General features: G+C 71.3%; 23 protein-coding genes and 1 pseudogene. 8 read left to right on the top strand and 16 right to left on the bottom strand.

Annotated features, from left to right (window positions below; all coding sequences use genetic code 11):
- Window positions 1-96: 96 nt before the first annotated feature.
- Window positions 97-1302 carry a S8 family serine peptidase gene (locus ACFYM2_RS34065; protein ID WP_388841644.1) on the top strand — a complete coding sequence of 402 codons (1206 nt, stop codon included), beginning with the start codon at window positions 97-99 and terminating at the stop codon, window positions 1300-1302.
- 78 nt (window positions 1303-1380) lie between these two features.
- Window positions 1381-1938 carry a DUF1697 domain-containing protein gene (locus tag ACFYM2_RS34060; protein ID WP_388841641.1) on the top strand — a complete coding sequence of 186 codons (558 nt, stop codon included), beginning with the start codon at window positions 1381-1383 and terminating at the stop codon, window positions 1936-1938.
- A gap of 24 nt (window positions 1939-1962) precedes the next feature.
- On the opposite strand, the gene ACFYM2_RS34055 is transcribed toward ACFYM2_RS34060, so the two are convergent.
- Window positions 1963-2814 carry an aldo/keto reductase gene (locus ACFYM2_RS34055; protein ID WP_388841638.1) on the bottom strand — a complete coding sequence of 284 codons (852 nt, stop codon included), beginning with the start codon at window positions 2812-2814 and terminating at the stop codon, window positions 1963-1965.
- A 181-nt stretch (window positions 2815-2995) separates the two neighbouring features.
- Between ACFYM2_RS34055 and ACFYM2_RS34050 the strand changes: the two genes are divergently transcribed.
- Window positions 2996-3628, top strand: a complete 633-nt coding sequence (locus tag ACFYM2_RS34050) for a DsbA family protein (RefSeq protein ID WP_388841635.1) — start codon at window positions 2996-2998, stop codon at window positions 3626-3628.
- Here ACFYM2_RS34050 and ACFYM2_RS34045 read toward each other — a convergent pair.
- The 13 genes from ACFYM2_RS34045 to ACFYM2_RS33985 form a co-directional block, all read right to left on the bottom strand.
- Window positions 3591-4364, bottom strand: coding sequence for a sirohydrochlorin chelatase (locus ACFYM2_RS34045; protein WP_359008266.1), 774 nt, complete (start codon window positions 4362-4364; stop codon window positions 3591-3593). The genes ACFYM2_RS34050 and ACFYM2_RS34045 overlap by 38 nt on opposite strands.
- A 6-nt stretch (window positions 4365-4370) precedes the next feature.
- Entirely contained in the window at window positions 4371-5261 is an 891-nt protein-coding gene (locus ACFYM2_RS34040) for an ABC transporter permease (protein WP_359008264.1), read from the bottom strand.
- On the bottom strand, window positions 5248-6066 hold the full coding sequence (locus ACFYM2_RS34035; RefSeq protein WP_350233296.1) for an ABC transporter ATP-binding protein: 819 nt from the start codon (window positions 6064-6066) through the stop codon (window positions 5248-5250). The genes ACFYM2_RS34040 and ACFYM2_RS34035 overlap by 14 nt, the downstream gene beginning before the upstream one ends.
- A gap of 45 nt (window positions 6067-6111) precedes the next feature.
- Window positions 6112-7221 (bottom strand): aliphatic sulfonate ABC transporter substrate-binding protein, encoded by a 1110-nt coding sequence (locus ACFYM2_RS34030; RefSeq protein WP_388841631.1) that lies wholly within the window; start codon window positions 7219-7221, stop codon window positions 6112-6114.
- A 239-nt stretch (window positions 7222-7460) separates the two neighbouring features.
- A complete protein-coding gene (locus ACFYM2_RS34025) occupies window positions 7461-8828 on the bottom strand; it encodes a GTP-binding protein (RefSeq protein WP_359008260.1) in 1368 nt (455 codons plus the stop codon).
- A gap of 1 nt (window position 8829) precedes the next feature.
- Window positions 8830-9765, bottom strand: a complete 936-nt coding sequence (cysD, locus tag ACFYM2_RS34020; RefSeq protein ID WP_350233299.1) for a sulfate adenylyltransferase subunit CysD — start codon at window positions 9763-9765, stop codon at window positions 8830-8832.
- Window positions 9762-10307: an adenylyl-sulfate kinase gene (gene cysC / locus ACFYM2_RS34015; protein WP_350233300.1), complete on the bottom strand. Its 546-nt coding sequence runs from the start codon at window positions 10305-10307 to the stop codon at window positions 9762-9764. Before cysC ends, cysD begins: the two co-directional genes overlap by 4 nt.
- Window positions 10308-10345: 38 nt before the next feature.
- On the bottom strand, window positions 10346-11062 hold the full coding sequence (locus ACFYM2_RS34010) for a phosphoadenylyl-sulfate reductase (RefSeq protein WP_388841628.1): 717 nt from the start codon (window positions 11060-11062) through the stop codon (window positions 10346-10348).
- The gene (locus tag ACFYM2_RS34005; protein ID WP_350233302.1) at window positions 11059-11238 is read right to left on the bottom strand and encodes a hypothetical protein; all 180 of its coding nucleotides are present in this window, start codon (window positions 11236-11238) and stop codon (window positions 11059-11061) included. Before ACFYM2_RS34005 ends, ACFYM2_RS34010 begins: the two co-directional genes overlap by 4 nt.
- Entirely contained in the window at window positions 11235-12932 is a 1698-nt protein-coding gene (locus ACFYM2_RS34000; RefSeq protein ID WP_388841625.1) for a nitrite/sulfite reductase, read from the bottom strand. The genes ACFYM2_RS34005 and ACFYM2_RS34000 overlap by 4 nt, the downstream gene beginning before the upstream one ends.
- A gap of 114 nt (window positions 12933-13046) precedes the next feature.
- Window positions 13047-13130, bottom strand: coding sequence for a putative leader peptide (locus tag ACFYM2_RS33995; protein ID WP_310591794.1), 84 nt, complete (start codon window positions 13128-13130; stop codon window positions 13047-13049).
- A 152-nt stretch (window positions 13131-13282) separates the two neighbouring features.
- Window positions 13283-13846 (bottom strand): GNAT family N-acetyltransferase, encoded by a 564-nt coding sequence (locus ACFYM2_RS33990; protein WP_388462371.1) that lies wholly within the window; start codon window positions 13844-13846, stop codon window positions 13283-13285.
- Window positions 13847-13929: 83 nt separating this feature from the next.
- On the bottom strand, window positions 13930-15576 hold the full coding sequence (locus tag ACFYM2_RS33985; protein ID WP_359008248.1) for an acyl-CoA dehydrogenase family protein: 1647 nt from the start codon (window positions 15574-15576) through the stop codon (window positions 13930-13932).
- A 17-nt stretch (window positions 15577-15593) separates the two neighbouring features.
- On the opposite strand from ACFYM2_RS33985, the gene ACFYM2_RS33980 reads away from it, so the two are divergent.
- The 5 genes from ACFYM2_RS33980 to asnB all read left to right on the top strand — a co-directional run bounded on the left by ACFYM2_RS33980 (window position 15594) and on the right by asnB (window position 23419).
- Window positions 15594-16766 carry a YihY/virulence factor BrkB family protein gene (locus ACFYM2_RS33980; protein ID WP_359008246.1) on the top strand — a complete coding sequence of 391 codons (1173 nt, stop codon included), beginning with the start codon at window positions 15594-15596 and terminating at the stop codon, window positions 16764-16766.
- A 500-nt stretch (window positions 16767-17266) separates the two neighbouring features.
- Window positions 17267-18385 carry a ribosome small subunit-dependent GTPase A gene (gene rsgA / locus ACFYM2_RS33975; RefSeq protein ID WP_388841665.1) on the top strand — a complete coding sequence of 373 codons (1119 nt, stop codon included), beginning with the start codon at window positions 17267-17269 and terminating at the stop codon, window positions 18383-18385.
- Window positions 18386-18860: 475 nt separating this feature from the next.
- On the top strand, window positions 18861-20237 hold the full coding sequence (locus ACFYM2_RS33970; protein WP_388841662.1) for an AlkA N-terminal domain-containing protein: 1377 nt from the start codon (window positions 18861-18863) through the stop codon (window positions 20235-20237).
- A 41-nt stretch (window positions 20238-20278) separates the two neighbouring features.
- Window positions 20279-21379 (top strand): ionic transporter y4hA, encoded by a 1101-nt coding sequence (locus tag ACFYM2_RS33965; RefSeq protein ID WP_359008242.1) that lies wholly within the window; start codon window positions 20279-20281, stop codon window positions 21377-21379.
- A gap of 198 nt (window positions 21380-21577) precedes the next feature.
- On the top strand, window positions 21578-23419 hold the full coding sequence (asnB, locus tag ACFYM2_RS33960) for an asparagine synthase (glutamine-hydrolyzing) (protein WP_359008240.1): 1842 nt from the start codon (window positions 21578-21580) through the stop codon (window positions 23417-23419).
- Window positions 23420-24418: 999 nt separating this feature from the next.
- On the opposite strand, the gene ACFYM2_RS33955 is transcribed toward asnB, so the two are convergent.
- On the bottom strand, window positions 24419-24829 hold the full coding sequence (locus tag ACFYM2_RS33955; protein ID WP_359008238.1) for a DUF5994 family protein: 411 nt from the start codon (window positions 24827-24829) through the stop codon (window positions 24419-24421).
- A 248-nt stretch (window positions 24830-25077) separates the two neighbouring features.
- Window positions 25078-25269: pseudogene (locus ACFYM2_RS33950) on the bottom strand (slipin family protein); the annotation flags it as partial.

Below are 25269 nucleotides of genomic sequence, written 5' to 3'. Positions count from 1 at the left end.
GCGCGCGCCCATCGAGCAGGGTTTCGAACCAGCCCCGGAGGGTCCCCCTCCGGTCGGCGAATCCCCCCACACTCAGTGACGAGGAGACCCCTCTTCATGGCAACTCACAAACGGGCGAGCAGGATCAAGCTCGTCGTGGTGACCACGGCGGCCGTGACGGCGGCCGCAGTGACCGCGCTCAACTCGCCCTTCGCGGGCGCCGCCCCGGCCGAGGGCACGGTCTACGGACTGGACGCCAAGGACGCGGTCGACGGAAGCTACATCGTCCTGCTCGACAAGTCCGCGTCGGCGGACGCCAAGCGCAAGCTGGCCAAGGAGTACGGCGGCGAGCTCAAGCGCGACTACTCCTCCTCGCTCAACGGCTTCTCCGCCGCCGGGCTCTCCGAGACCGAGGCCAAGCGTCTGGCCGCCGACCCCGCCGTCGGCAAGGTCGTACAGAACAAGAAGTTCCACATCGACGAGACCCAGACGAACCCGCCGTCCTGGGGCCTGGACCGGATCGATCAGACCGGCACGGCGGGCGACGGCGCGTACACCTACCCGGCGGCCGCCGGACAGGGCGTCACGGCGTACGTGATCGACACCGGAGTCCGCATATCCCACCAGGACTTCGGCGGCCGCGCCTCCTACGGATTCAACGCCGTCGACAACAATGACAAGGCCGACGACGGCAACGGCCACGGCACGCACGTCGCGGGCACCATCGCGGGCACCGCGCACGGCGTGGCGAAGAAAGCGAAGATCGTCGCGGTGCGGGTGCTGGACGACAACGGCTCCGGCAGCACCGATCAGGTCGTCGCCGGCATCGACTGGGTCACCAAGAACCACCAGGGCCCCTCCGTCGCCAATCTGAGCCTGGGCGGCACCGCCGACCCCGCGCTCGACGAGGCCGTCCAGAAGGCGATCGCCTCGGGTGTCACCTTCGGCGTGGCGGCGGGCAACGAGTCGGCCGACGCGGGCAACAGCTCGCCCTCCCGGGTGAAGGAAGCGATCACCGTCGCCTCCTCGACCAAGGACGACCAGCAGTCCAGCTTCTCCAACTTCGGCTCCGTCGTGGACCTCTACGCCCCCGGCTCGGACATCACCTCCGACTGGAACACCAGCGACACGGCCACCAACACCATCTCCGGCACGTCCATGGCCACCCCGCACGTGGTGGGCGCCGCCGCCGTCTACCTGGCCGGGCACAAGGACGCCGCCCCCGCCCAGGTGTCCGACGCCCTGACCAAGGGCGCGACGCCGGACAAGATCTCCAACGCGTCCCAGGGCACCCCGAACAAGCTGCTGAAGGTCGTCGGGTAGACGTCGTCCGGCAGCGCTGAACGACGGCCTCCGCGCCCGTCCCCCACGGGGCACGGAGGCCGTCCTAGGGTGTGGCTCATGACGACGACGTACGCCGCTCTGCTGCGCGGCATCAATGTGGGCGGCACCAAGAAAGTTCCCATGGCCGAGCTGCGGAAGATCCTCCAGGATCTGGGCCACGGTGCTGTGAAGACGTATCTCAACAGCGGCAACGCCGTCTTCACCAGTGCCTCGCGTGATCAGGACGCGCTCGCCGCCGAGCTGGAGGCCGCCATCGAGCAGCACTTCGGCTTCCCGGTCGCCTGCATGGTGCGCGGCGGGCCCTATCTGCGCTCCGTCCTGGACGCCTGCCCCTTCCCTGCGGAGAAGCTGACCGGCAAGCAGCTGCACGCCACGTTCTTCTCGGGCCCGCCCGTCACCGCCGAACGCTTCGCCGCCATCGACCCGGCCGCCTACCTGCCCGAGGAGTTCCGCCTCGGCGACCAGGTGCTCTATCTGTACGCGCCCGGGGGCCTGGGCACCTCGCAGCTCGCGGCCGCCCTGTCGCGGCGGGGCCCGCTCAAGGGGGTCCAGGCGACCTCACGCAACTGGAACACCGTCCAGGCGCTGGTGAAGATGACGGAAACCACCGCCTGACCCGCGCCGCCCGGCGCCGCGCGCTCAGGACGTCTCCAGGCCTTCCAGCTCCGTCAACTCCTCCTCGGAGAGGCGGACACGCACGGCGTCGAGGTTTTCGTCCAGATGCCGCAGGGAGCCGGTGCCTGGGGTGGGGCACAGGGCGGGGGAGCGGTGCAGGAGCCAGGCCAGGGCGATCTGCCCCCGGGTCGCGCCGTGCCGGTCCGCGATCCGGCCGATGGCCGCCGCCGCGTCCCCGGTCAGGGCGCCGTTGGCCAGCGGGAACCACGGCAGGAACGCGAGGGAGTGCGCCTCGCACAGGGCGAGCACCGCCTGCGATTCCCGGTCCAGGAGGTTGAAGCGGTTCTGCACCGAGGCGATGGTGGTCAGCCCCAGCGCCTGCTCGACCTGGCCGGCGCCGACGCTGTCCAGGCCGATGTGCTCGATCTTGCCGGCCTGCCTCAACTCATCGAGCGCGCCCAGCTGTTCGGCCATGGGCACCTCCGGGTCGAGGCGGTGCAGCTGGTACAGGCCGATGGTCTCCGTCCGCGGCCTGCGCAGACCGGCCTCGCACATCTCCCGCAGCCGCTCTGGCCGCCCCTCGATGTGCCAGGCGCTGTCGCTGGTGCGCACGACACCGCCCTTGGCCGCGATCACGAGATCGTCCGGGTAGGGGCGCAGGGCCTCGGCGATCAGCTCCTCGGCCAGGCCGGGGCCGTAGTTGTCCGCCGTGTCGATCAGCGTGACGCCGCGCTCCACGGCCCGCCGCAACACGGCCCGTGCGTCCGAGGGATCGCCGCGCGGGCCCCAGTAGCCGGGGCCGGTGAGCTGTGCGGTGCCAAGACCCAGGCGCCGCACGCTCCGGCGCCCGCCGAGCGGAAAGGTCTCAACGGTCATGGCGGGACCGTAGCCTGAGCCCTTTCGCGAGGTGGGCCGTGGGGGCGCAGGGACGGGCGAGGACGGGGCGGGGTCGTCGCGGAGGTGGCGAGCGGCGGCGCCCGGACGGGTGGAAGTGGCCCAGTGATCGCCCGTCGAATTGGCCCAGGAGCGAGGGCCACTCCGGGGCTAGGCTCGTCGCATGACGGTTACGACGAACAGCCCCGCGCAGCGCACCACCATCGACTTCTACTTCGACCCCGCCTGCCCCTTCGTCTGGATCACCTCGCGCTGGATGCTGGAGGTCGAGCGCCTGCGCGACATCGATCTGCGGTTCCGGCTGATGAGCCTGTACTTCCACAATGTGGGCAATGAACTGCCCGACTGGTACCGGGACTTGGTGGACCGGTCGATCGGCCCCGTCCGGGTCGCCGTCGCGGCCGCCGAGGCGCACGGCGAGGACGTGCTGCGCGACCTGTACACCGCGTTCGGCACCCGGATCCACGAGGGCAAGAATCAGGACTTCGACGAGGTGATCGCCCAGTCGCTCGCCGAGCTCGGCCTGCCCGCCGCGCTGGCCGACGCCGCCCACGACGCGGCGTACGACGAAGCGGTGCTGCGCAGCCACAACGCGGGCAAGGACCCGGCGGAGGACGCCTATGTCGGCACCCCGACCATGCACCTCGACGGCAAGGTCTACTTCGGCCCGGTGCTCAACTCGATCCCGCGCGGCGAGCAGGCGGCACGGCTCTTCGACAGCGTGCGCACCCTCGCGTCGTTCCCCGACTTCTTCGAGCTCAAGCGGGCCCGCACAGGATCGCTGAGCTTCGACTGAGCCCGGGACCGGGCCACCCGGCCCGTGCCCGCGCCTCGTCGTAGCGGAGCAGCAGCAGACGCGCCAACTCCGGCGCCGCGCCGAGGACTTGGGCCAGGACGTCGGCGTCGGCCGCGCCCCGGGCGATCCGGTCGGGCAGGAAGCCGGGGGCTATGACGTACGGGGCGACGGCCACCCGCCGGACGCCCATGGCCCGCAGTTCCCGTACGGCGTCCTCCGTACGGGGCAGAGCCGCGGAGGCGAACGCAGGCCGCACGGCGCACCAACCGGTGTGCCGCAGCTCCCGCGCGATTTCAGCGATCACTGCGATCGCCTCCGGGTCGGTGGAGCCCGCCGAGGCCAGGACGAGCCCGGTCGAGCTTCTGTCGGCGGGGCCGAGGCCCGCCTCGTGGAGCCGCCGCTCAAGGGTGGCGAGCAGCAGGGGAGAAGGTCCAAGGACGTCCGCGAGGCGGATGTTCAGACGGGCCGGGGCCCGGCCGAGCACCGCCGGGATATCGGCCTTGGCGTGGAAGGCGCGGGTCAGCAGGAGGGGGAGGGCCACCACATCGCGGATGCCGTCGTCGGCGAGCCGTCGCAGGACCTGGGGGACGGACGGCGTATTGAAGTCCAGGAACCCGGTCTCCACGCGCACCCCGGGCCGCAGCGTCCGGACCTGGCGCACCAGGGCGTCGACGGTCGCGGCGTGCCGCGGGTCGCGGCTGCCGTGGGCGATGACGAGAAGGACGGGGCGGCGCACGGTGGTTCAGCCCCTCACGAGCAGACCGCGGCCGCGCAGCACGCGGCGCTCCAGCGGACTGAAGATCAGCAGGTCGATGGCGATGCCCACGATCAGGATCAGGATGATCGCCAGGAAGATGCCCGGCATGTCGGAGTTGTTGCGGCCGTTCTCCAGCAACTGGCCGAGCCCGAGGCCCAGATCGGGTGAGGAGGCGATGATCTCGGCGGCCATCAGGGAGCGCCACGAGAACGCCCAGCCCTGCTTGAGACCGGCGAGGTAGCCGGGCAGCGCGGCCGGCATCAGGATGTGCCAGGCCCCGCGCATCCCGGTCGCGCCCAGTGTGCGGCCCGCCCGCAGATACAGCGTCGGCACCTGGTCCACGCCGGAAACGAGCCCGTTGGCGATCGAGGGGACCGCGCCGAGCAGGATCACCGCGTACATCATCGAGTCGTTCAGGCCGAGCCACAGCACGGCCGGCGGGACCCAGGCCACCGACGGCAGCGACTGGAGCCCGGACAGGATCGGGCCGATGGCCGCCCGCACGAACGTGACCCGGGCGACGATCAGGCCGAGCGGCGTGCCGATGACGAGCGCGAGCAGGAAACCGAGCAGGCCGCGCGAGACGCTGGTCCACACGACGTCCAGCAAGGTGCCCTGGAGCCACATGTCGCGCAGGCTCGACCACACCGCGCCCGGCGCGGGCAGCTTGTAGGCGTCGGTGACCTTCGCCGACACCAGGACCTGCCACACCACCAGGACGAGGGCGACCGCGGTCAGCGGGGGCAGGACCTTCTTGACCAGCACCTCGCGCACCGGGGCGCGATGGGTCTGGACGGTTTCGAGCGCGTCGAGCCCCGCTTCGAGGCTGCCGAGGTCCGGGGCGTCCTTGACGTCGGTGGTCTCAGTGCTGGCCATGGCGGCGGATCTCCCCACGCAGTTGTTCAGTGATCTCGACGGAGAGCGCCGCCACTTCGGCGTCCTCGATGCGGCGCGGCTGGTCGATGTCGACCGTCCACTCGTGGGCGACCCGGCCGGGCCGCGAGGACAGCAGCACCACGCGCTGCGCGAGCCGGACCGCCTCGCGCACGTTGTGCGTCACGAACAGCACCGACAGGTTCCCCGCGACGGAGTCGCTGGTGTTCGCCGTGCGCCAGATGCGGGTCAGTTCGTCGTGCAGTACGTCGCGGGTGATCGCGTCCAGCGCCGCGAACGGCTCGTCCATCAAAAGGAGTTGGGACTCCTGCGCGATGGCGCGGGCCATCGCCACGCGCTGGCGCATTCCGCCGGACAGCTCGTGCACCCGCTTGCCGTGCGCGCCCTGGAGGCGCACCAGGGCGAGCAGTTCCTCGGCCCGCTCGCGCCGCTCGTTCTTGGGCACCCCGCGCAGCCGCAGGGCGAGCTCGATGTTCTTGCCCGCGGTCAGCCACGGGAAGAGGGCGTGCTCCTGGAACATCAGGGCGGGGCGCCCGCCCGGCGTCTCGATGGTGCCCGAGGTCGGCGCGTCGAGGCCCGCGACCAGGTTGAGCAGCGTCGACTTGCCGCAGCCCGAGGCGCCCAGGAGGGTGACGAACTCGCCCGGCGCGACATCGAGAGTGATGTCGTCCAGGACGAGCTGGGGCCCCGCGGGAGAGCCGAACGACTTCGAGACGTGCCCGATCCGGGCGGCGTACTCGTGCGATGCCTCCGTGCGGTCCGTGGCCTTGACGAGTGCGGTGGCCATGGTCGTCACCTCCTGGGAAACCTGTGGAACCGGCTGGGTGGGGGATTACTTGACGCCGAGACCGGCGTCGCCGACCTCGGGCTTGCCCAGGGACTTGAGGACCTTGTTGAGCGGAGCCAGGTCGTAGATGCCCTTGAGGTCGGGCGCCTTGAGGAGACCGGCCTTCACGGCGTGGTCGGCCTGTGCCTGGAGGGTCGCCGCCAGGGGGTCGTCGAGCGTCTTGATGGACGTCCACGCCGGGTCGATGATGTTCGCCGGAAGCGCCTTGCCGGAGAGATTCTTGAGCGCGGCGTTCGCGGAGGCCTTCGCCTGGTCGGGGTGGGTCCCGATCCACTCGTTGGTCTTCACCGAGCCGCGCAGCACCGCCTCGACGACGTCGGGGTGCGCCTTGAGGAACTTCTGCGACACGATGATGTTGGTGATCACGAACTGCTTGTCCGGCCACAGGTCCGACTCGTCCAGGAGCACCTTGCCGCCCTCGGAGACCAGCTTGGACGCGGTCGGCTCGGGCACCCAGGCGCCGTCGATCGAACCGGACTTGAAGGCGTCCGGGGTGATCTTGTTGTCGGTGCGGACCACGTTCACGTCGCCCTTGCCGCTCTGGGGGTCGACCTTCCAGCCCTTGCCGGCCAGCCAGTTGAGGAACGCCACGTCCTGGGTGTTGCCGAGCTGAGGGGTCGCGATGTTCTTGCCCTTGAGGGCGTCGAGCGAGGTGACCTTGGCGGGGTCGACCACCAGCTTGACCCCGCCGGACGCGGAGCCGCCGATGATGCGCAGGCTCTGCCCCTTGGACTTGGTGTAGCCGTTGATCGCGGGCGAGGGGCCGATCCAGCCGATGTCGATCGAGCCCGCGTTCAGCGCCTCGATCTCCGAGGGCCCGGCGTTGAAGGTGGACGTCTTGACCTTCGTGCCGCCGAGCTCCTTCTGGAAGAGCCCTTCCTGGACGCCGACCAGCGCGGTGGCGTGCGTCAGGTTCGGGAAGTAGCCGATGGTGACGGAGTCGGCGGAGAGCTTCTTGGCGTCGGCGGCGGGCGCGGCTTTCGCGGCGTCGCCCTTGTCGGCGGAGGAGCCGTAGCCGCACGCGGCGAGCGCGCCGAACAGCAGGGGCAGGGCGGCGGCGACGACGAGGCGCCTTCGGGCGGAGTTGGCAGGCATGGGAGGTGGTCCTCTCACGGGCCCGGATCTCGCGTCCTGCGGAGTCTCAACTCCGGGACACGGCCGGGAAGTCGGCGGGTCTTCGATGGGGCGGTGGGTGCGGGTGGTGCGTTTGGGCGCGCGAGCGGTGCGCGTACGTCATCGCGCACATCGGGCAACCCCGCCCTGGCCGCTGCCGAGGGCGCCGCTGCCGACGCGGCCGCCCTCCTTCGCGAAGGTCGCATAGATGTCGAGGTTCATCAGAAGTCCCAGCCGTCCTCGTCGGGCACACCGGCCGCTTCGGTCGCGACCGTCACGCTCTTGTGGGTCGCGAACGACTCACCCGCCATGCCGGCCGTGAGCGTCGTGCCGTCGGCGGGGTCGATCAGGAGGAATGATCCGGTGCGGCGGGAGTCGGCGTAGGAGTCGAGCGCCAGTGGTTCGGCGGTGCGTACCTTGACGCGGCCGATGTCGTTGGCGACGAGCCGGCCCGGGTGCGGGTGCTGGGAGAGGTCGTCCAGGGTGAGCCGGGACTCGATCTCCTTGACGATCGCCTTGACGGTGCGCGTGGTGTGCTTGAGCAGCACGCGCTGGCCCACCGTCAGGGGCTGGTCGGCCACGTGGCACACGGTCGCCTCGACGTCCTGGCTGGGCGTCGGGGCGTCCCCGCTCGGCACGATCAGGTCGCCGCGCGAGATGTCGATGTCGTCGGCGAGCAGGAGCGTGACGGACTGCGGCGTCCAGGCGACGTCGACGGACTCGCCGAGCAGGTCGATACCGGCCACCTTGGTCGTACGCCCCGAGGGGAGCACGGTCACCGGCTCGCCGACCCGGAACGTACCGGCGGCGATCTGGCCCGCGTAGCCCCGGTAGTCGGGGAGCTCGGCGGTCTGGGGGCGGATCACGTACTGCACGGGGAGGCGGGCGTGGCAGGAGGTCAGGTCGTGGCTGACCGGGACCGTCTCCAGGTGTTCGAGGACGGTGGGGCCGCCGTACCAGTCCATGTGGGCGCTGGGTTCCACCACGTTGTCGCCGACGAGCGCCGAGATCGGGATGCCTGTGATCTCCGGTACGCCCAACTCGCTCGCGTACGCGGTGAATTCCTCGGCGATCGCCGCGAAGACCTTCTCGTCGTAGCCCACCAGGTCCATCTTGTTGACGGCCAGGACCACGTGCGGCACGCGCAGCAGGGCGGCGACCGCCGCGTGCCTGCGGGTCTGCTCGATGACGCCGTTGCGGGCGTCCACCAGGACCACGGCGAGGTCGGCGGTGGAGGCGCCGGTCACCATGTTGCGGGTGTACTGCACATGTCCGGGCGTATCGGCCAGGATGAACCGGCGCCGCGCGGTGGCGAAGTAGCGGTAGGCCACGTCGATGGTGATGCCCTGCTCGCGCTCGGCCCGCAGGCCGTCGGTCAGCAGCGCCAGGTCCGGCGCCTCCTGGCCGCGCTTGAGGGAGGCGGCCTCCACGGCCTCCAGCTGGTCGCTCAGGACCGACTTGGAGTCGTGCAGCAGGCGGCCCACCAGCGTGGACTTGCCGTCGTCGACGGATCCGGCGGTGGCGAAGCGCAGCAGGGTGGTGGCCGACGGGTCGGCCAGCTGCTGGGCGGTCTCGGCGGTAGTGCTCACTTTAGAAGTACCCCTCGCGCTTGCGGTCTTCCATCGCGGCCTCGGACAGTTTGTCGTCGGCACGGGTGGCGCCCCGTTCGGTCAGCCTCGACGCCGCGATCTCGGTGATGACCGCGTCCAGCGTCGTCGCGTCGGAGTCGACTGCGCCCGTGCAGGACATGTCGCCCACCGTGCGATAACGCACCAGGCGGGTCTCGACGCTCTCGCCCTCCTTGGGGCCGCCCCACTCACCCGCGGTCAGCCACATGCCCGACCGCTTGAACACCTCACGCTCGTGCGCGAAGTAGATGCCCGGCAGGGCGATGTCCTCACGGGCGATGTACTGCCACACGTCCAGCTCGGTCCAGTTGGACAGCGGGAACACCCGCACGTGCTCGCCCGGCGCGTGCCGGCCGTTGTAGAGCTGCCACAGCTCGGGCCGCTGACGGCGCGGGTCCCACTGCGAGAACTCGTCCCGCAGCGAGAACACCCGCTCCTTGGCGCGGGCCTTCTCCTCGTCGCGCCGCCCGCCACCGAACACCGCGTCGAAGCGGTGCTCCTGGATGGCCTCGGTCAGCGGCACCGTCTGGAGCGGGTTGCGCACCCCGTCGGGGCGCTCGCGCAGCTTGCCCGCGTCGATGTACTCCTGCACCGAGGCGACGTGCAGTCGCAGACCGTGCTCGGCCACCACGCGGTCGCGGTAGGCCAGGACCTCGGGGAAGTTGTGCCCGGTGTCGACGTGCAGCAGGCAGAAGGGGACGGGCGCAGGGGCGAACGCCTTCAGCGCCAGGTGCAGCATGAGGATGGAATCCTTGCCGCCGGAGAACAGGATCACCGGCCGCTCGAACTCACCGGCCACCTCCCGGAAGATGTGCACCGCCTCGGACTCCAGCGCGTCCAGATGGCTGAGCGCGTACGGGCTGTCCACACCCTCGGTCACGGTCGCGGCCGACGTCATGCCAGCCCCCTCTCGGTGAGCAGCGCGAAAAGTGCCGCCGCGGACTCCTGCACGGTCTGGGTATGTGACTCGATCACCAAATCCGGCGCCTCGGGCGCCTCGTACGGGTCGTCGACGCCGGTCAGGCCGCTGATCTCGCCCGCCGCCTGCTGGGCGTACAGACCCTTCACATCGCGTACGGAGCACACCTCGACCGGAGTGGCGACGTGCACCTCCAGGTAGGCGGTGCCCTCGCTCTGGTGACGCTTGCGGACGGCCTCGCGGCTGTCGGCGTACGGCGCGATCACCGGGACCAGCGCCTTGACGCCGTTGGCGGCGAGGAGTTCGGCGACGAAACCGATGCGCTGCACATTGGTGTGCCGGTCCTCACGGCTGAAGCCGAGCCCCGCGGAAAGGAACGTGCGGATCTCGTCGCCGTCCAGCACCTCCACCCGGTGCCCGTCCGCGCGCAGCCTGCCCGCGAGTTCGAGGGCGATGGTCGTCTTGCCGGCGCTCGGCAGACCGGTCAGCCAGATGGTGGCTCCCGCCTCCGTCACGCTCATCGAAGTCTCCTGGTCGTCTCTGGGCCTGTGCTGGACTGTCATCCGTGCAGCCCGCACTCGGTCTTGTTGCGTCCGGCCCAGCGGCCGGCGCGCGCGTCCTCGCCCTCGGCGACCCGGCGGGTGCACGGGGCGCAGCCGATCGAGGGGTAGCCGTCCATGAGCAGGAGGTTGGTGATCACACCGTGCTCCGCGACGTACGCGTCCACGTCGTCCTGCGTCCAGCGGGCGATGGGCGACACCTTGACCTTCTGCCGCTTCTCGTCCCAGTCGACCACCGGGGTGCCCGCCCGGGTCGGGGACTCGTCGCGGCGCAGCCCCGTGGCCCACGCGGCGTACGAACTCAGTCCCTGCTCAAGGGGCTTGACCTTGCGCAGGGCGCAGCACAGGTCGGGGTCGCGGTCGTGGAGCCGTGGGCCGTACTCGGCGTCCTGCTCGGCGACGCTCTGACGCGGGGTCAGGGTGATGACGTTGACGTCCATCACCTCGGCCACCGCGTCCCGGGTCCCGATGGTCTCGGGGAAGTGGTAGCCGGTGTCGAGGAACACCACGTCCACGCCGGGCATGGCGCGCGAGGCGAGGTGGGCGACGACGGCGTCCTCCATGGAGGAGGTGACGCAGAAGCGCTTGCCGAAGGTGTCGGCGGCCCACCGCAGGATCTCCAGCGGCGAGGCGTCTTCGAGATCACGGCCCGCCTGTTCGGCGAGCGCCTTGAGGTCGTGTGCCGTGCGGCCTTCGCCGGTCCCAGTGGCCGTCATATCGCTTCCCCTCCCGTGGTGTCGCGCCGCAGGCCGCGGGCCAGGAGCCCGAGGAACTTCAGCTGGAAGGCCCGGTTGCACGCCGCGCATTCCCACGCGCCGTGTCCGGCCTCGTGGGGACGCAGGTCCTCGTCCCCGCAGTAGGGGCAGTGGTAGGGGGCCGCGCGCTCGCTCATGACAGGGCCTCCTCGCCGGCGCGTCCGGCCCAGGCCGCGAACCGCTCGCCCTCGGCGCGCTCCGCCTGGAAGCGCCTGAGGACCCGCTCGACGTAGTCGGGCAGTTCGGCCGAGGTGACTTTCAGGCCCCGCACCTTGCGGCCGAAGCCGGCCTCCAGGCCGAGCGCGCCGCCCAGGTGCACCTGGAAGCCCTCGACCTGGTTGCCCGCGTCGTCCAGGACCAGCTGGCCCTTGAGGCCGATGTCGGCGACCTGGATGCGGGCGCAGGAGTTGGGGCAGCCGTTGATGTTGATGGTGATGGGTTCGTCGAACTCCGGGATGCGGCGCTCCAGTTCGTCGATGAGCGAGGCGCCGCGCGCCTTGGTCTCGACGATGGCGAGCTTGCAGAACTCGATGCCGGTGCAGGCCATGGTGCCGCGCCGGAACGGCGAGGCGTTGACCTTCAGGCCCAGGGACTCCAGGCCCGACACCATCGACTCGACGCGGTCCTCCTCGACGTCGAGCACGATCAGCTTCTGCTCGGTGGTGGTACGCAGCCGCCTTGAGCCGTGCGTCTCGGCGAGCTCGGCGATCTTGCTCAGGGTGGCGCCGTCGACGCGTCCCACGCGCGGGGCGAAGCCGATGTAGAAGCGGCCGTCGTTCTGGCGGTGCACGCCGAGGTGGTCGCGCCACACGTCCTTCGGCAGCTCGGGCGCGGGCCCGTCCAGCAGGTCGCGCTTCAGGTACTCGTCCTGGAGGACCTGGCGGAACTTCTGCGGTCCCCAGTCGGCGACGAGGAACTTCAGACGGGCGCGGTTGCGCAGCCGGCGGTAACCGTAGTCACGGAAGATGGAGATGACGCCCTCGAAGACGTCGGGCACCTCCTCCACCGGAACCCACGCGCCGAGCCGCACGCCGAGCTTGGGGTTGGTGGAGAGCCCGCCGCCTACCCACACGTCGAAGCCGGGGCCGTGCTCGGGGTGCTCGACGCCGACGAACGCCACGTCGTTGATCTCGTGCGCGACGTCCAGCTGCGGGGAGCCGGAGATGGCCGTCTTGAACTTGCGGGGCAGGTTGGAGAAGGCCGGATTGCCGACGAAGCGCCGGTGGATCTCCTCGACGGCCGGGGTGCCGTCGACGATCTCGTCCGCGGCGATGCCGGCGACCGGCGAGCCGAGGATGGTGCGCGGAGTGTCACCGCAGGCCTCGGTGGTGGACAGGCCGACGGCTTCGAGCCGGTTCCAGATCTCGGGGACGTCCTCGATGCGGATCCAGTGGTACTGGATGTTCTGCCGGTCGGTGAGGTCGGCGGTGCCGCGTGCGAACTCCTGCGAGATCTCGCCGATCACGCGCAGCTGCTCGGTGGTCAGGCGCCCGCCGTCGATGCGCACGCGCAGCATGAAGTACTCGTCGTCCAGCTCCTCCGGCTCCAGGACGGCCGTCTTGCCGCCGTCGATGCCCTGGCGGCGCTGGGTGTAGAGACCCCACCAGCGCATCCGGCCGCGCAGGTCGCTCGGGTCGATGGAGTCGAAGCCACGCTTGGAGTAGATCGTCTCAATGCGTGTCCGCACATTGAGACCGTCGTCGTCCTTCTTCACTTGCTCGTTGCCGTTGAGGGGCGTGAAGTGCCCGGCGGCCCACTGGCCTTCACCACGGTGGCGGCCCGTCTTGCGACGGGGCGGCGTGGGGGCAGGGGTTTCTGGGCTGACGGCCATGGCGTATGTCCTTCAAGACTGCAGGAGGGCGGCTCTGACCTGCACACCCGCGCGTGGGCGCGGCGGTGCGCAGTCAGGAAAGAGGGAGGAGGATTCGCGGCGCTGCCGGAGGCGTCAGCGTGCCGGACAGATGGCGCTGGACATGCGGCCGAGGTCGACGTGCCGCCGACTCACCAAGGCAATTCCAGTTCCAGACATGACGGAAGCGTGTCACGGGACTTTGGACCCAGTCCACCACTATCCAGAATGTGGACGTAGATGTCCCGCATTATGAGACGGTGTGTTCCGGGTCACGGACCGGAGGCGCTGGTTCCGTGGGCGACGGCCCGTCCCACGTGCCGGGGCGACCGTCAGAACGCCCCCGGCCAGGGGCCCGGAGCGGCCACCTCGTCGGCCTGCTCCTGCCGGGTGTCGAAGAGCTTGAAGCCGCGCCGCACATAGTTGTCCATCGCGTGCTCCCCGTCGAGCGAGCACGTGTGCAGCCACACCCGCTCGGTGGCGGGCAGCCCCGGCCAGCGCCCGGCCAGGTCCCAGGCCCGCCGGACCCCCTGCGTCAGGAGGTGGCCGCCGATGCGCCGGCCGCGGAAGGCGGGCAGCAGCCCGAAGTAGACGATCTCCACCGCGCCGCCGGGCTGCGCCTGGAGCTCGACGTAACCGGCGGGCGTGCCCCGCTCATAGGCCACCCACGTCTCCGTGCCCGGCTCGGCGAGCAGCCGCTCCCACTGCGCGTACGTCAGGCCCAGCCGGTCGGTCCACCGGATGTCGCCGCCGACCGCCGTATAGAGGAAGCGGCTGAACTCCGGCGAGGGGACCTCCGCGCGTACGACCGTGACGTCGCCGGCGGGCTCGGCGGCCGGGCGCAGATCGGCGGCGGAGGTCTGCTCCAGGGACCAGGTGGTGACGGTGATACTCATGGGGCCAGGCAATCATGCGGCCGTGACGGCCTCCAACGCAGGTCAGGGAGTGTGGACCCCCGGTCGGCGCCGGGGGCCCGCTTTCACGCCCCGGCGCGGGCCCGCTCCACCACCGACGCCAGGTCGAGGGAGTGCGGCAGCGTCCCGAAGGCCGCCCCCCAGTCGCCGCCGAGCCGCGAGGCGCAGAACGCGTCCGCGACCTCCGGCGGCGCCCAGCGCACCAGGAGCGAGCCCTGGAGCACCAGCGCCATCCGCTCCACCAGGCGCCGCGCCCGCCCCTCGATGCCGTCCAGATCGGCGAGTTCGGTCAGCAGGCCCTTGATCGCCCCGTCCAGCCGGTGGTCCGCGCCGCGCGCCGTGCCGACCTCCTGGAGAAAGGCGTTGATCGCTGCCGGTTCGCGCTGGAGCGCCCGCAGCACATCGAGCGCCTGCACGTTGCCCGAGCCCTCCCAGATCGAGTTCAGCGGGGCCTCGCGCAGCAGCCGGGGCATGCCCGACTCCTCCACGTACCCATTGCCGCCCAGGCATTCCAGCGCCTCGCCCGCCACCGGCGTACACCGCTTGGTGACCCAGTACTTGGCGGCCGGCACCGCGAGCCGCAAGAACGCCCGCTCCTGCTCGGTGTCCGCGTCGTAGGCGGCCGCGAGCCGCAGCGCCAGCGTGGTGGCGGCCTCCGACTCCAGGGCCAGATCGGCCAGCACATTGCGCATCAGGGGCTTGTCCACGAGCAGACCGCCGAACGCGCTGCGGTGGGAGGCGTGGTGAATCGCCTGCGCCACCGCCTGGCGCATGATCGCCGCCGAGCCGATCACACAGTCGAGCCGGGTCGCCGCCACCATCTCGATGATGGTGCGCACCCCGCGCCCCTCCTCGCCGACCCGGCGCGCCCACGTCCCGTCGAACTCGACCTCGCTGGAGGCGTTCGACTTGTTGCCCAGCTTGTCCTTGAGGCGCTGGATGGCGAACGTGTTGCGGCTGCCGTCCGCCAGGACGCGGGGCACCAGGAAGCAGGTGAGGCTGTCCTTGTGGGCGGCGGATGCCTGCGCGAGCACCAGGAAGCCGTCGCTCATCGGCGCCGAACAGAACCACTTGTGCCCGGTCAGGACGTACTCGCCGTCGGCGTCGAGCGCGGTCGCGACGGTGGTGTTGGCGCGTACGTCGCTGCCGCCCTGCTTCTCCGTCATGCCCATGCCGAAGAGCACACCGGCCTTCTCGGCGGCGGGCCGCAGCCCCTCCTCGTACACATGGGAGGTGAGCCTCGGCTCCCACTCGGCGGCCAGCGCCGGGTCGGTGCGCAGCGCGGGCACCGCCGCGTGCGTCATCGAGACCGGGCAGCCGTGCCCGCCCTCGGCCTGGGTCCACACCAAGAACCCCGCCGCGCGCCGCACATGCCCCGCCGGGCGGCCCCAGGCGTCCGTGAGTCCCGACGTCACCGCCTTGCCGAGCAGCCGGTGCCAGCTGGGGTGGAACTCCACCTCGTCGATCCGGTTGCCGTAGCGGTCGTGGGTGCGCAGCTTCGGCGGGTTCTCGTTCGCCAGCACCCCCCACTCCTGCGCCTGCGCGGATCCCGCGGACGTCCCGAGCCCCGAAAGCTCCTCCTTCACCTCCTCCACGAGCTCCGGCGCGGTGTGCCGCTCGACGGCCTCGACAAGGGCCCGGTCGGCGGTGAAGACGTCGTACCCCACCAGGGGCGGAGGCTGGTTGGTCACTGTGTGGGTCGTGGCTGCCATGCCGATACGGTAAGGACGTGCAGCCAGCAAATGAAACACCCGAGCGGACTTCCGGCCGCCTTCATCGGGCCCGCGTCGTCTACCGCAACGTCTCCAAGCGGAAATTGGGCTGGCTGCTCCTCAAGGACACCGTCAACTCCTGCGTGGAGTACCGCATCCTGGGCCTGGCCGCCGAGGCCGCGTTCTTCACGCTGCTCTCGCTGCCCCCCCTGCTGCTCAGTGTGATCGCGCTGCTCGGGTACGTGGACGGCTGGACCAGCACCCACACCGTCGCCAGCATCGAGCAGAACATCCTGAACGCGGCCGGAACCGTCCTGTCCGAACGGGGCGTGCACGAGTTCGCGCAGCCGCTCCTCGAAGACGTCACCAAGGGCAAGCGTCCCGACATCGTCTCCATCGGCTTCGCCATCGCCCTGTGGTCGGGATCGCGCGCGGTGAACGTCTTCATCGACACCATCACCGTCATGTACGGACTCGACGGACACCGGGGCATCGTCAAGACCCGGCTGCTCTCGCTCCTGCTCTACGTCGTCGCGCTGCTCATCGGCGCGGTCGTGCTGCCGCTCGCGGTGGTGGGACCCGACCGGGTGGTGGAGCTCGTCCCGTGGGGCACGGACGTGATCAGCTTCCTGTACTGGCCCACGATGATCCTGCTGTCCATCGCCTTCCTCACCACCCTCTTCCACGTGTCCGTGCCGGTCCGCTCGCCGTGGATCGAGGACGTGCCGGGCGCGCTGGTGGCCCTCGCGATGTGGGTGCTCGGCTCGTTCCTGCTGCGGATCTATCTGACCAGCACGGTCGAGGGCCCCACCATCTACGGCTCGCTCGCCGCGCCCATCGCGGTACTGCTCTGGATCGGCATCTCGGCTTTCGCGGTCCTGGTCGGCGCGGCCGTCAACGCGGCCATCGACCGGGTGTGGCCCTCGGTGGCCACGGCCGCCGCGCGCGCCGCGAGCGACCGGGTGCGCACCGCGCAGGCCGCCCAGCTGCTGGCCCGCGCCCAGCCCACCCAGCCCACGCTCTTCGACCCGGAGGACGACGACCCGGAGGACGCGTTCGACCCCGGGATGCCCTCGGAGTTCCCCGAACGCTGGTCGAAGTTCCTGCCCCCGGACGACGTGAAGTCCCGCCTGCACCACCTGAAGAAGCACGAAAAACACGAGGAACGCCACCCGCGCGACCCCGAGTGACCTCGGCCGTACGCGCGGGCCGCGCTCGCCGCCTGCCGCGCCGACCGGGCGCGCCTGGCCCGCGACGAGCGATGCGGTCATGTCGGCCGCTACCAGGCCGATGGCGTCGAGTCGTGGAGTCAGGCCCTCACGGCAGCGCCCAACGAACTCCCGTACGTGGAAGGCGAGTTGAGCCGCAAGGGCGGGGCAGGGCGCGGTGCGGGGTGTCCGTGTGGACGGGGCTGCGTCAGTCCCGAACAAATTGCTGGCGCCGGGTCGCCGATGGCTCTAAAGTCGGGGCTGTTCGAGCGGGGCGACATGATGTCGTCGCCGGTGGTGAGACCTGTACGAGGAGGTGTGAACGATGGCTGTCGTTGCGAAGGGCGCTGCCCGCATTCCGAAGCTGATCTCTCACACCCCCGTGGCCTCCGGCTGACCTTCCGCTTCCTCCACGCCTGCGCGCGTGGCGCCGGGGCCGCCCTTCGAAGGGTCTCCCCTTGTCTTCTTCGTCTTTCTCGTCTTTGTCGCTCCCCTCGTACTTCACCGCGTCGAACGACTCCGCCCCCGCGCGTCCGCTCGCCGCGTACGGCTGGGACGACGCCTGGGCGGCGGAGTTCGCCCCGTACGCCGAGCGGGGCCTGGTGCCCGGCCGGGTCGTACGCGTGGACCGCGGCCAGTGCGATGTGGTGACCGCGTCCGGCACCCTGCGCGCGGACACCGCGTTCGTCACCCCGCACGATCCGATGCGGGTCATCTGCACCGGTGACTGGGCCGCCGTCGAGCCGGTCGGCGACCCCCGGTTCGTACGGGCGTATCTGCCGCGCCGCACCGCCTTCGTGCGCGGCACCTCCTCCAACCGGTCCGAGGCGCAGATCCTCGCGGCCAACGTCGACATGGCGATCATCGCGGTGTCGCTGGCGGTGGAGCTCGACCTCGGCCGCATCGAGCGGTTCCTGGCCCTGGCCTGGGAGTCGGGCGCGCAGCCGGTGGTCGTGCTGACCAAGTGCGACCTGGTCCCCGACCCCGTCGGGCTCTCCCATCTCCTCCAGGACGTCGAGACCACCGCGCCGGGCGTGCGGGTGCTCGCGGTCAGCGCGGCCACGGGTGAGGGCGTCGAGATGCTGGGCGCGCTCGTCGCGGGCGGCACCAGTGTGCTGCTCGGGCAGTCCGGCGCGGGCAAGTCCACGCTCGCCAACGCGCTGCTGGGCGAGGAGGTGATGGCGGTGCGGGCCGCGCGTGAGGTGGACGGCAAGGGCCGCCACACCACGACCACGCGCAACCTCCTCGTGCTGCCGGGCGGCGGCGTCCTCATCGACACCCCGGGGCTTCGGGGGGTCGGCCTGTACGACGCGGAGTCCGGGGTCGGGCAGGCCTTCTCCGAGATCGAGGAACTGGCCGCCGACTGCCGCTTCCACGACTGCGCGCACCTCGCGGAGCCGGGGTGCGCGGTGCTGGACGCGGTGGAGGAGGGGTCGCTGCCGCAGCGGCGTCTGGAGAGCTACCGCAAGCTGTTGCGCGAGAACCGGCGCATCGTGGCCAAGACGGATGCGAGGTTGCGGGCGGGGATCCGGCGCGAGTGGAAGGCGAAGGGGGCGGAGGGCCGCGCGAATGGCGCGGCCAAGCGGGGCGGGTTGCGCTGACGGGTGCGGGCCGTGTCTGGCTGGTCGCGCAGTTCCCCGCGCCCCTGAGCATCTGGTGCGGGCCCGCACCGGCGGCCTGAGCCCGCCTGGCGTTTGCGGGGCGGGGCCCTGGGTTTCCGGGTGCGGGTTGTGGGTGGCTGGGCGCGCAGTTCCCCGCGCCCCTGACTACTCGATGCTGGCCCGCACCGGCACTCTCAGCCCGTCCGGCAATTGAGGACGAGCGCCCTTAAGGCGCGAACGGGGTCTGGGGCGGAGCCCCAGGGAGTTCGGGTGCGGGCCGTGGGCGCTTCTCGCGCAGTTCCCCGCGCCCCTGGCGGGGCATGTGCTGGCCCGCATGGGCATAGTCAGCCCGTCCGGCGATTGAGGACGAGGCCGTTCAGGTCGGACGGGGTCTGGGGCGGAGCCCCAGGGGCACGGGGTGAGGTCTGAAAGCCGCTAGCGACCCCGCAGGGGACCCCGCACACTGGACAGCGTGATGGACGCAGAAGCCCAGTACGAGGCCGTAAGCAGCAGGGACGCCCGGTTCGACGGCGAGTTCTTCTTCGCCGTGGCGACCACCGGCATCTACTGCCGCCCGAGCTGCCCCGCGATCACCCCGCGCCGCAAGAACGTCCGGTTCTTCCCCACCGCCGCCGCCGCCCAGGGCCACGGTTTCCGCGCGTGCCGCCGCTGCCGCCCGGACGCCGTGCCCGGCTCCGCCGCGTGGAACGCCCGGGCCGACGTCGTGGCCCGCGCGATGCGCATGATCGGGGACGGCGTGGTGGACCGCGAGGGCGTGCCGGGTCTCGCGACCCGGCTCGGCTACAGCACCCGCCAGGTGCAGCGCCAGCTCACCGCCGAGGTGGGCGCCGGCCCGGTCGCCCTGGCCAGGGCCCAACGCGCCCACAGCGCCCGGGTGTTGCTCCAGACCACCACGCTCCCCGTCACCGAGATCGCCTTCGCCGCCGGATTCGCCAGCGTGCGCCAGTTCAACGACACCGTCCGCCAGATCTACGCCCGCACCCCGAGCGCCCTGCGCGAAGAGGCCGGCGCCCGCGCCACGGGCCCCGGCGTCGCGACCGCCGCCGGCGTTCCGCTGCGGCTCGCGTACCGAGGTGCGTACGCGGTGAAGGAGACGTTCGACCTGCTGGCCGCCGAGGCCGTCGAGCACGTCGAGGAGGTCGTCGGCGACCTGGGCCGGCGGACCTACCGCCGCACCCTGCGGCTGCCGCACGGCACCGCCGTCGTGGCCGTCGCCGAGGCCGCCCCCGCCCACACCACCGCCCGCCAGGGCTGGCTGGACGCGCGGATCCACCTCACCGACCCGCGCGACCTGACCACCGCCGTCCAGCGCCTGCGCCGCCTGTTCGACCTGGACGCCGACCCGTACGCCGTCGACGAACGGCTCGGCGCCGACGCGCGCCTGGCCCCGCTGGTCGCGCGCACCCCGGGCCTGCGCTCACCGGGCGCCGCCGACCCCGACGAGTGCGCGGTGCGCGCGCTGACCGGCACGCGGGGCGCGGCCGCGCTCGTGGAGACGTACGGCAAACGCCTGGACGTACCCGACGGGACGCTCACCCACCTCTTCCCCGAACCCGGGACGCTCGCCGCCCACCCCGACCCCCACCTCGCGGCGCTCGCGACCGCGCTCGCCGACGCCACCCTGCGCCTGGACGCGGGGGCCGACCGCGACGAGGCCGCACGGGTGCTGCGGACGCTGCCCGGCATAAACGAGGAGACCGTCGCGCTGATCCGGACCCGGGCGCTGGGCGACCCGGACGTGGGGGCGGCGCCGGGTGAGGACGCCTGGCGGCCCTGGCGCTCCTACGCGCGGCGCCACCTGGCGCTCGCGGTGGCGGCCGGGGAGCAGTAGTCCGACGGGCGGCCACCGGCCACTTCTGGGAACGTCGAGGCATGATCCGTCTCGCGCGCCTGCCCCTCGAACGCTGGTCGGCGGTGCTGCCGCCGCTCGCCCTCGTGCTGCTCGCGCTGACCTGGGGGCGCTCCCTGCCCGGCTGGCTCGTCGCGCTGGTCGCGTGCTTCCTGGCCGGGGCGGTGCTCGCCGCCGTGCACCACGCCGAAGTGGTCGCGCACCGGGTGGGCGAACCGTTCGGATCCCTGGTGCTCGCGGTCGCCGTGACGGTCATCGAAGTCGCATTGATCGTCACCCTGATGTCGGACGGCGGCGACAAAAGCGCCTCCCTCGCCCGCGATACCGTCTTCGCCGCCGTGATGATCACCTGCAACGGCATCGTGGGGGTGTGTCTCCTGGTCGGCGCCCTGCGCCGCAGGGTCGCCGTCTTCAACGCCGAGGGCACCGTCACCGCCTTCGCGACGGTCACCACGCTCGCGGGCCTCAGCCTGGCCCTGCCCACGTTCACCACCAGCAAGCCGGGCCCCCAGTTCACGCCGGCCCAGCTGATCTTCGCCGCGATCGCCTCGGTCTTCCTGTACGGGCTCTTCGTGGCCACCCAGACCGTGCGCCACCGCGACTATTTCCTGCCAGTGACCCAGCAGGGCGACGTGATGCGCGACGACGACCACGCCGAGGCGCCGTCGGCCCGCACCGCCTGGGTCAGTGTCGCCCTGCTCGGGGTGGCGCTGGTCGCCGTCGTGGGCCTGGCCAAGGGGGTGTCGCCGACCATCGAGCGCGGGGTCGCGGCGGCCGGGCTCCCGGCCTCCGTCGTGGGCGTCGTCATCGCGCTGCTCGTCCTGCTGCCGGAGACCATCGCCGCCGTCCGCGCGGCCCGCCGCGACCGCGTCCAGACCAGCCTCAACCTGGCACTCGGCTCGGCCATGGCCAGCATCGGACTCACCATTCCGGCGGTCGCGCTCGCCACGGTCTGGCTCTCCGGGCCGCTCCTGCTCGGCCTCGGCGCGAGTCACATGGTGCTGCTCGCGCTGACCGTCGCGGTGGGCATCCTGACCGTCGTGCCGGGGCGCGCCACCCTGATGCAGGGCGGCGTGCACCTGTCGCTGTTCGCCGCGTACATCGTCCTCGCGGTCAGCCCCTAGGGGGTGTCTGGTGGACCATGGCCGGGGGCGCGTGTTCCCGGCCGGGCGAGCGACGCTTTCAAGTCACCCTGCAACAAGGCCTGTTGACGGACCCGCCGTGCCGTCCCACGATCGAAAGGCAGGTAGTTGCTCAATACATCCGCTTGGGGCGGCGGCACGTCCCCCCTCCGGTCCGGGCGGCGAAGCGGGAGGCACCCCATGTGTGGCATCACCGGCTGGATCTCCTTCGACCGTGACCTACGCGCCGAGCGGGACACCCTGGACGCGATGACCGAGACGATGGACTGCCGAGGGCCCGACGACCGCGGCGTCTGGGCCTCGGGACCGGCCGCCCTCGGCCACCGCAGGCTCGCGATCATCGACCTTCCGGGCGGGCGTCAGCCCATGAGCGTCGAAGCAGGCGACAAGGCCGTCGCCCTCGTCTACTCGGGCGAGGCGTACAACTTCACCGAACTGCGGGCCGAACTCACCGCGCGCGGACACCGGTTCACCACCGACTCCGACACCGAGGTCGTCCTGCACGGCTACCTCGAATGGGGCGAGGCCGTCGCGGAACGCCTCAACGGCATGTACGCCTTCGCCCTCTGGGACGAGCGGGTCCAGCGCCTTGTCATGATCCGCGACCGGATGGGCATCAAGCCCTTCTACTACTACGAGACCCCCGACGGCGTGCTCTTCGGCTCCGAGCCCAAGGCGATCCTCGCCAACCCGCTGGTCCGCCGCTCCGTGTCGCTCGACGGCCTGCGCGAGCTGTTCACCATGGTCAAGACGCCCGGCCACGCCGTGTGGGACGGCATGCGGGAGGTCGTGCCCGGCACCGTCGTCACCGTCGACCGCACGGGCCTGCGCACCCACACCTACTGGTCGCTGGAGACCCGCGCGCACGACGACGACCGCGACACCAGCATCGCCCACGTCCGCGAACTCCTCGACGACATCGTCCGGCGCCAGCTCGTCGCCGATGTGCCACGCTGCATGCTGCTCTCCGGCGGCCTCGACTCCTCCTCGCTCACCGCCATCGCCGCCCGCCAGCTCGGCGAAGTGGGCCAGCGGGTGCGCAGCTTCGCGGTCGACTTCGTCGGCCAGACCGAGAACTTCGTCGCCGACGAGCTGCGGGCCACCCCCGACACCCCCTTCGTCCACGACGTGGCCCGGGGCTCGGGCACCATCCACCAGGACATCGTCCTGGACGCCCAGGCGCTCGCCGACCCCGAGGTGCGGGCCAAAGTCATCCGCGCCCGGGACATCCCCATGGGCTTCGGCGACATGGACGCCTCGCTGTACCTGCTGTTCAAGGCGATCCGCGAGCACTCCACGGTCGCCCTGTCCGGCGAGTCCGCCGACGAGGTCTTCGGCGGCTACAAGCAGTTCTTCGACGAGGACGCCCGCGCCGCCGACACCTTCCCCTGGCTCGTCAAGTTCGCCGAGCAGTTCGGCGACGACGCGGGCCTGCTGCGCCCGGACCTCGCCGCCACCCTGAACGTCCCCGCCTACATCAAGGACTCCTACGACACCGCCGTCGCGGCCATCCAACGCCTGGACGGCGAGAGCGACTTCGAGTACCGGATGCGCCAGATCTGCCATCTGCACCTGACCCGTTTCGTGCGCGTCCTGCTCGACCGCAAGGACCGCGCGAGCATGGCCGTCGGGCTCGAAGTGCGGGTGCCGTTCTGCGACCACCGGCTCGTGGAGTACGTCTACAACGCGCCCTGGTCGGTGAAGTCCTTCGACGGCCGCGAGAAGAGCCTGCTGCGCGAGGCGGCCAGGGACGTCCTGCCGCAGTCGGTGTACGACCGGGTCAAGAGCCCCTACCCCTCCACCCAGGACCCCAAGTACGCCACCGCGCTCCAGGTCCATGCCAAGGACCTGCTCGCCCGGCCCTCCCACCCCGTCTTCGACCTCATCGACCGGGACGGACTGCGCCGCGCGGCCGCCGTGAGCGCCCCGCAGATCCACCAGGCCTCGCGCCGGGGCCTGGAGCGCGCCCTGGACCTCGCGATCTGGCTCGACCTGTACAAGCCGGAGATCAAGACGGCTTAGTGGTCATCTCATTGGCTGAATCGGTGGTCTGTGGGGCATGGTGGGAATTGTTGAACGGTTGGTGCCGGGTGAGTTGTGGGAGTTGTTCCAGCGGGTGGCGCCGGAGGCGCCGTCGCGCCCGCAGGCCCAGCAAACCGCGCACACCCCGCCGCGCCGAGGGGGGCGATCCGGTGCATCTGTACCCGATCAACGGCGCGGGCAACTGCCGAGGCAGTGCCCTGCCCCAGAATGTCGTGCCATGCTCGGCGCCCCGTCGGACCGGGAAGGGGCACAGTTCGAGCTGTGTCGAGTAGGGGCGGGATATCCGCGTTGCGCGAGAAACCGGGCCGGATGCGCACGGGCAGACGGCGGCGGAACTCGGTGCAAGTCTGGAGTGCCCAGCCGGACATCTGAGCCGGATGGGCGCCGCAGGATGCGGCACCCATCCGGGGGCGTGGAGGACACGAGACTCCCCCTCTTCGGGTCTCCACGCATGTCCTTGCGGCACGCGGGGCCGCGGATGACCCCGCCCTGAACCGTGCCGCAGGGACGAGGGCCGGAGCCGTGCTGTCTGCGATGGCTCCAGCCAGTCTCGGCGCAGTTGTTCATGCCCGGGTCTGGGGGCCAGATCGGGGACGGAGTCGGCCGCGCGTATGTCCAGCCGTTCGAACCATCCCTCGATACGAGAGTAAGGCGCCTTGCAGGCTCGCGATAGAGGGCCTTGCGACGAGGGGCGAGAGCGAATGTCGGTGGGCGGGCGGCGCAGACGAGACCGCGGACGGCGATCAGGCGTCCGACGAGACCGGCGACGGATGAAATCTTCTTGCGGCAGAGACGTCAGCTGGGTGATGTCTTCGCGTTGCCGCCGGTCAGTGAGACCTGCTTCGGCGTCGGCTGAGGGAGCGACGGCTCGACGAGCGAGCACAGTTCATCCGACGCGTTCCACGGCCGCGACTGACGTCTCCCCAGGGCCAGACCACCGACCATCCGAACCGAAAGTCACATGATCGGCAGCTTCTGTCAGTGCCTCTCAGCGGGGCCGATTGGGCCGGCGATGGTGGCCAGGAGGCGCATGGCCTCGGCTCTGTCGGTGTGGGGCGGGACGACCAGCAGGTCCCAGCGGCCCCGGCCGGGGGCGAGGAGGCAGATCGTGTTCGGGGCGTGACGGCTGGTGGCCCGGCGCAGTTGGATCGCGTGCTTGGCGACGAGGATCCGACTGGGGAAGGCCGACCACATGCCCGCGTTCGTGGTGGCGTGGGCTATCTGCGGCCACGAGCGGGGCAACGCACGGATCAGGCGCGGCAGTTCGGCGGTCAAATCGTCCGAGCGGGGCCACCAGACGCCGTCGATCAGGTGAGGGTTGCTGCCTGCCGGTGCCAGGCGCAGGCGTACCGGGTTCAGGGAGGAACGGGGGCGGAGTGTCGTGGTCATTGGGTCCGACCGTTCCGGGCGGGAAGCCGTCGCGGGGTGTGAGCGGGGGGCATGCGCGGTGGCTGTCGCTGCGGCCGGGGGCGGTCCGGCGGCCGGGGTGCGCGGGGTCTCGTAGCTCAGGGGCAAGGAGTCCGTCGCAGGACCGATGGGGGGCAGGGAACTGGTGGTCACGGCGGGCTCCTTGGCCTCGGCTCGGGTGCGGTGGTCGGTCCGGCCGGGGCTGGGGCCAGTGGTGGAGCACAGGAGGGTCAGTCGTGCTGGGGGAGCGCACTGGGTTTGTTGTTCGATCCGGCGGCGTGGACGGTCTTGGCCGGTTCGACCGGGTGCGGGGTCGGCGGCAGTCCTGCGGCCTGGGTCTCGCGGGCGAGGAAGGAGCCGAGTTCGCCGATGGTGCTCATCAGGGGTGCGGGGAAGACGACGGTGGTGTTCTTGTCGACGCC

This window comes from Streptomyces sp. NPDC006711, from assembly GCF_042869775.1.
Classification (GTDB): Bacteria; Actinomycetota; Actinomycetes; order Streptomycetales; family Streptomycetaceae; genus Streptomyces.
Note: the sequence above shows the minus strand (reverse complement) of the source record. Positions and strands in the feature narration are given on the sequence as shown.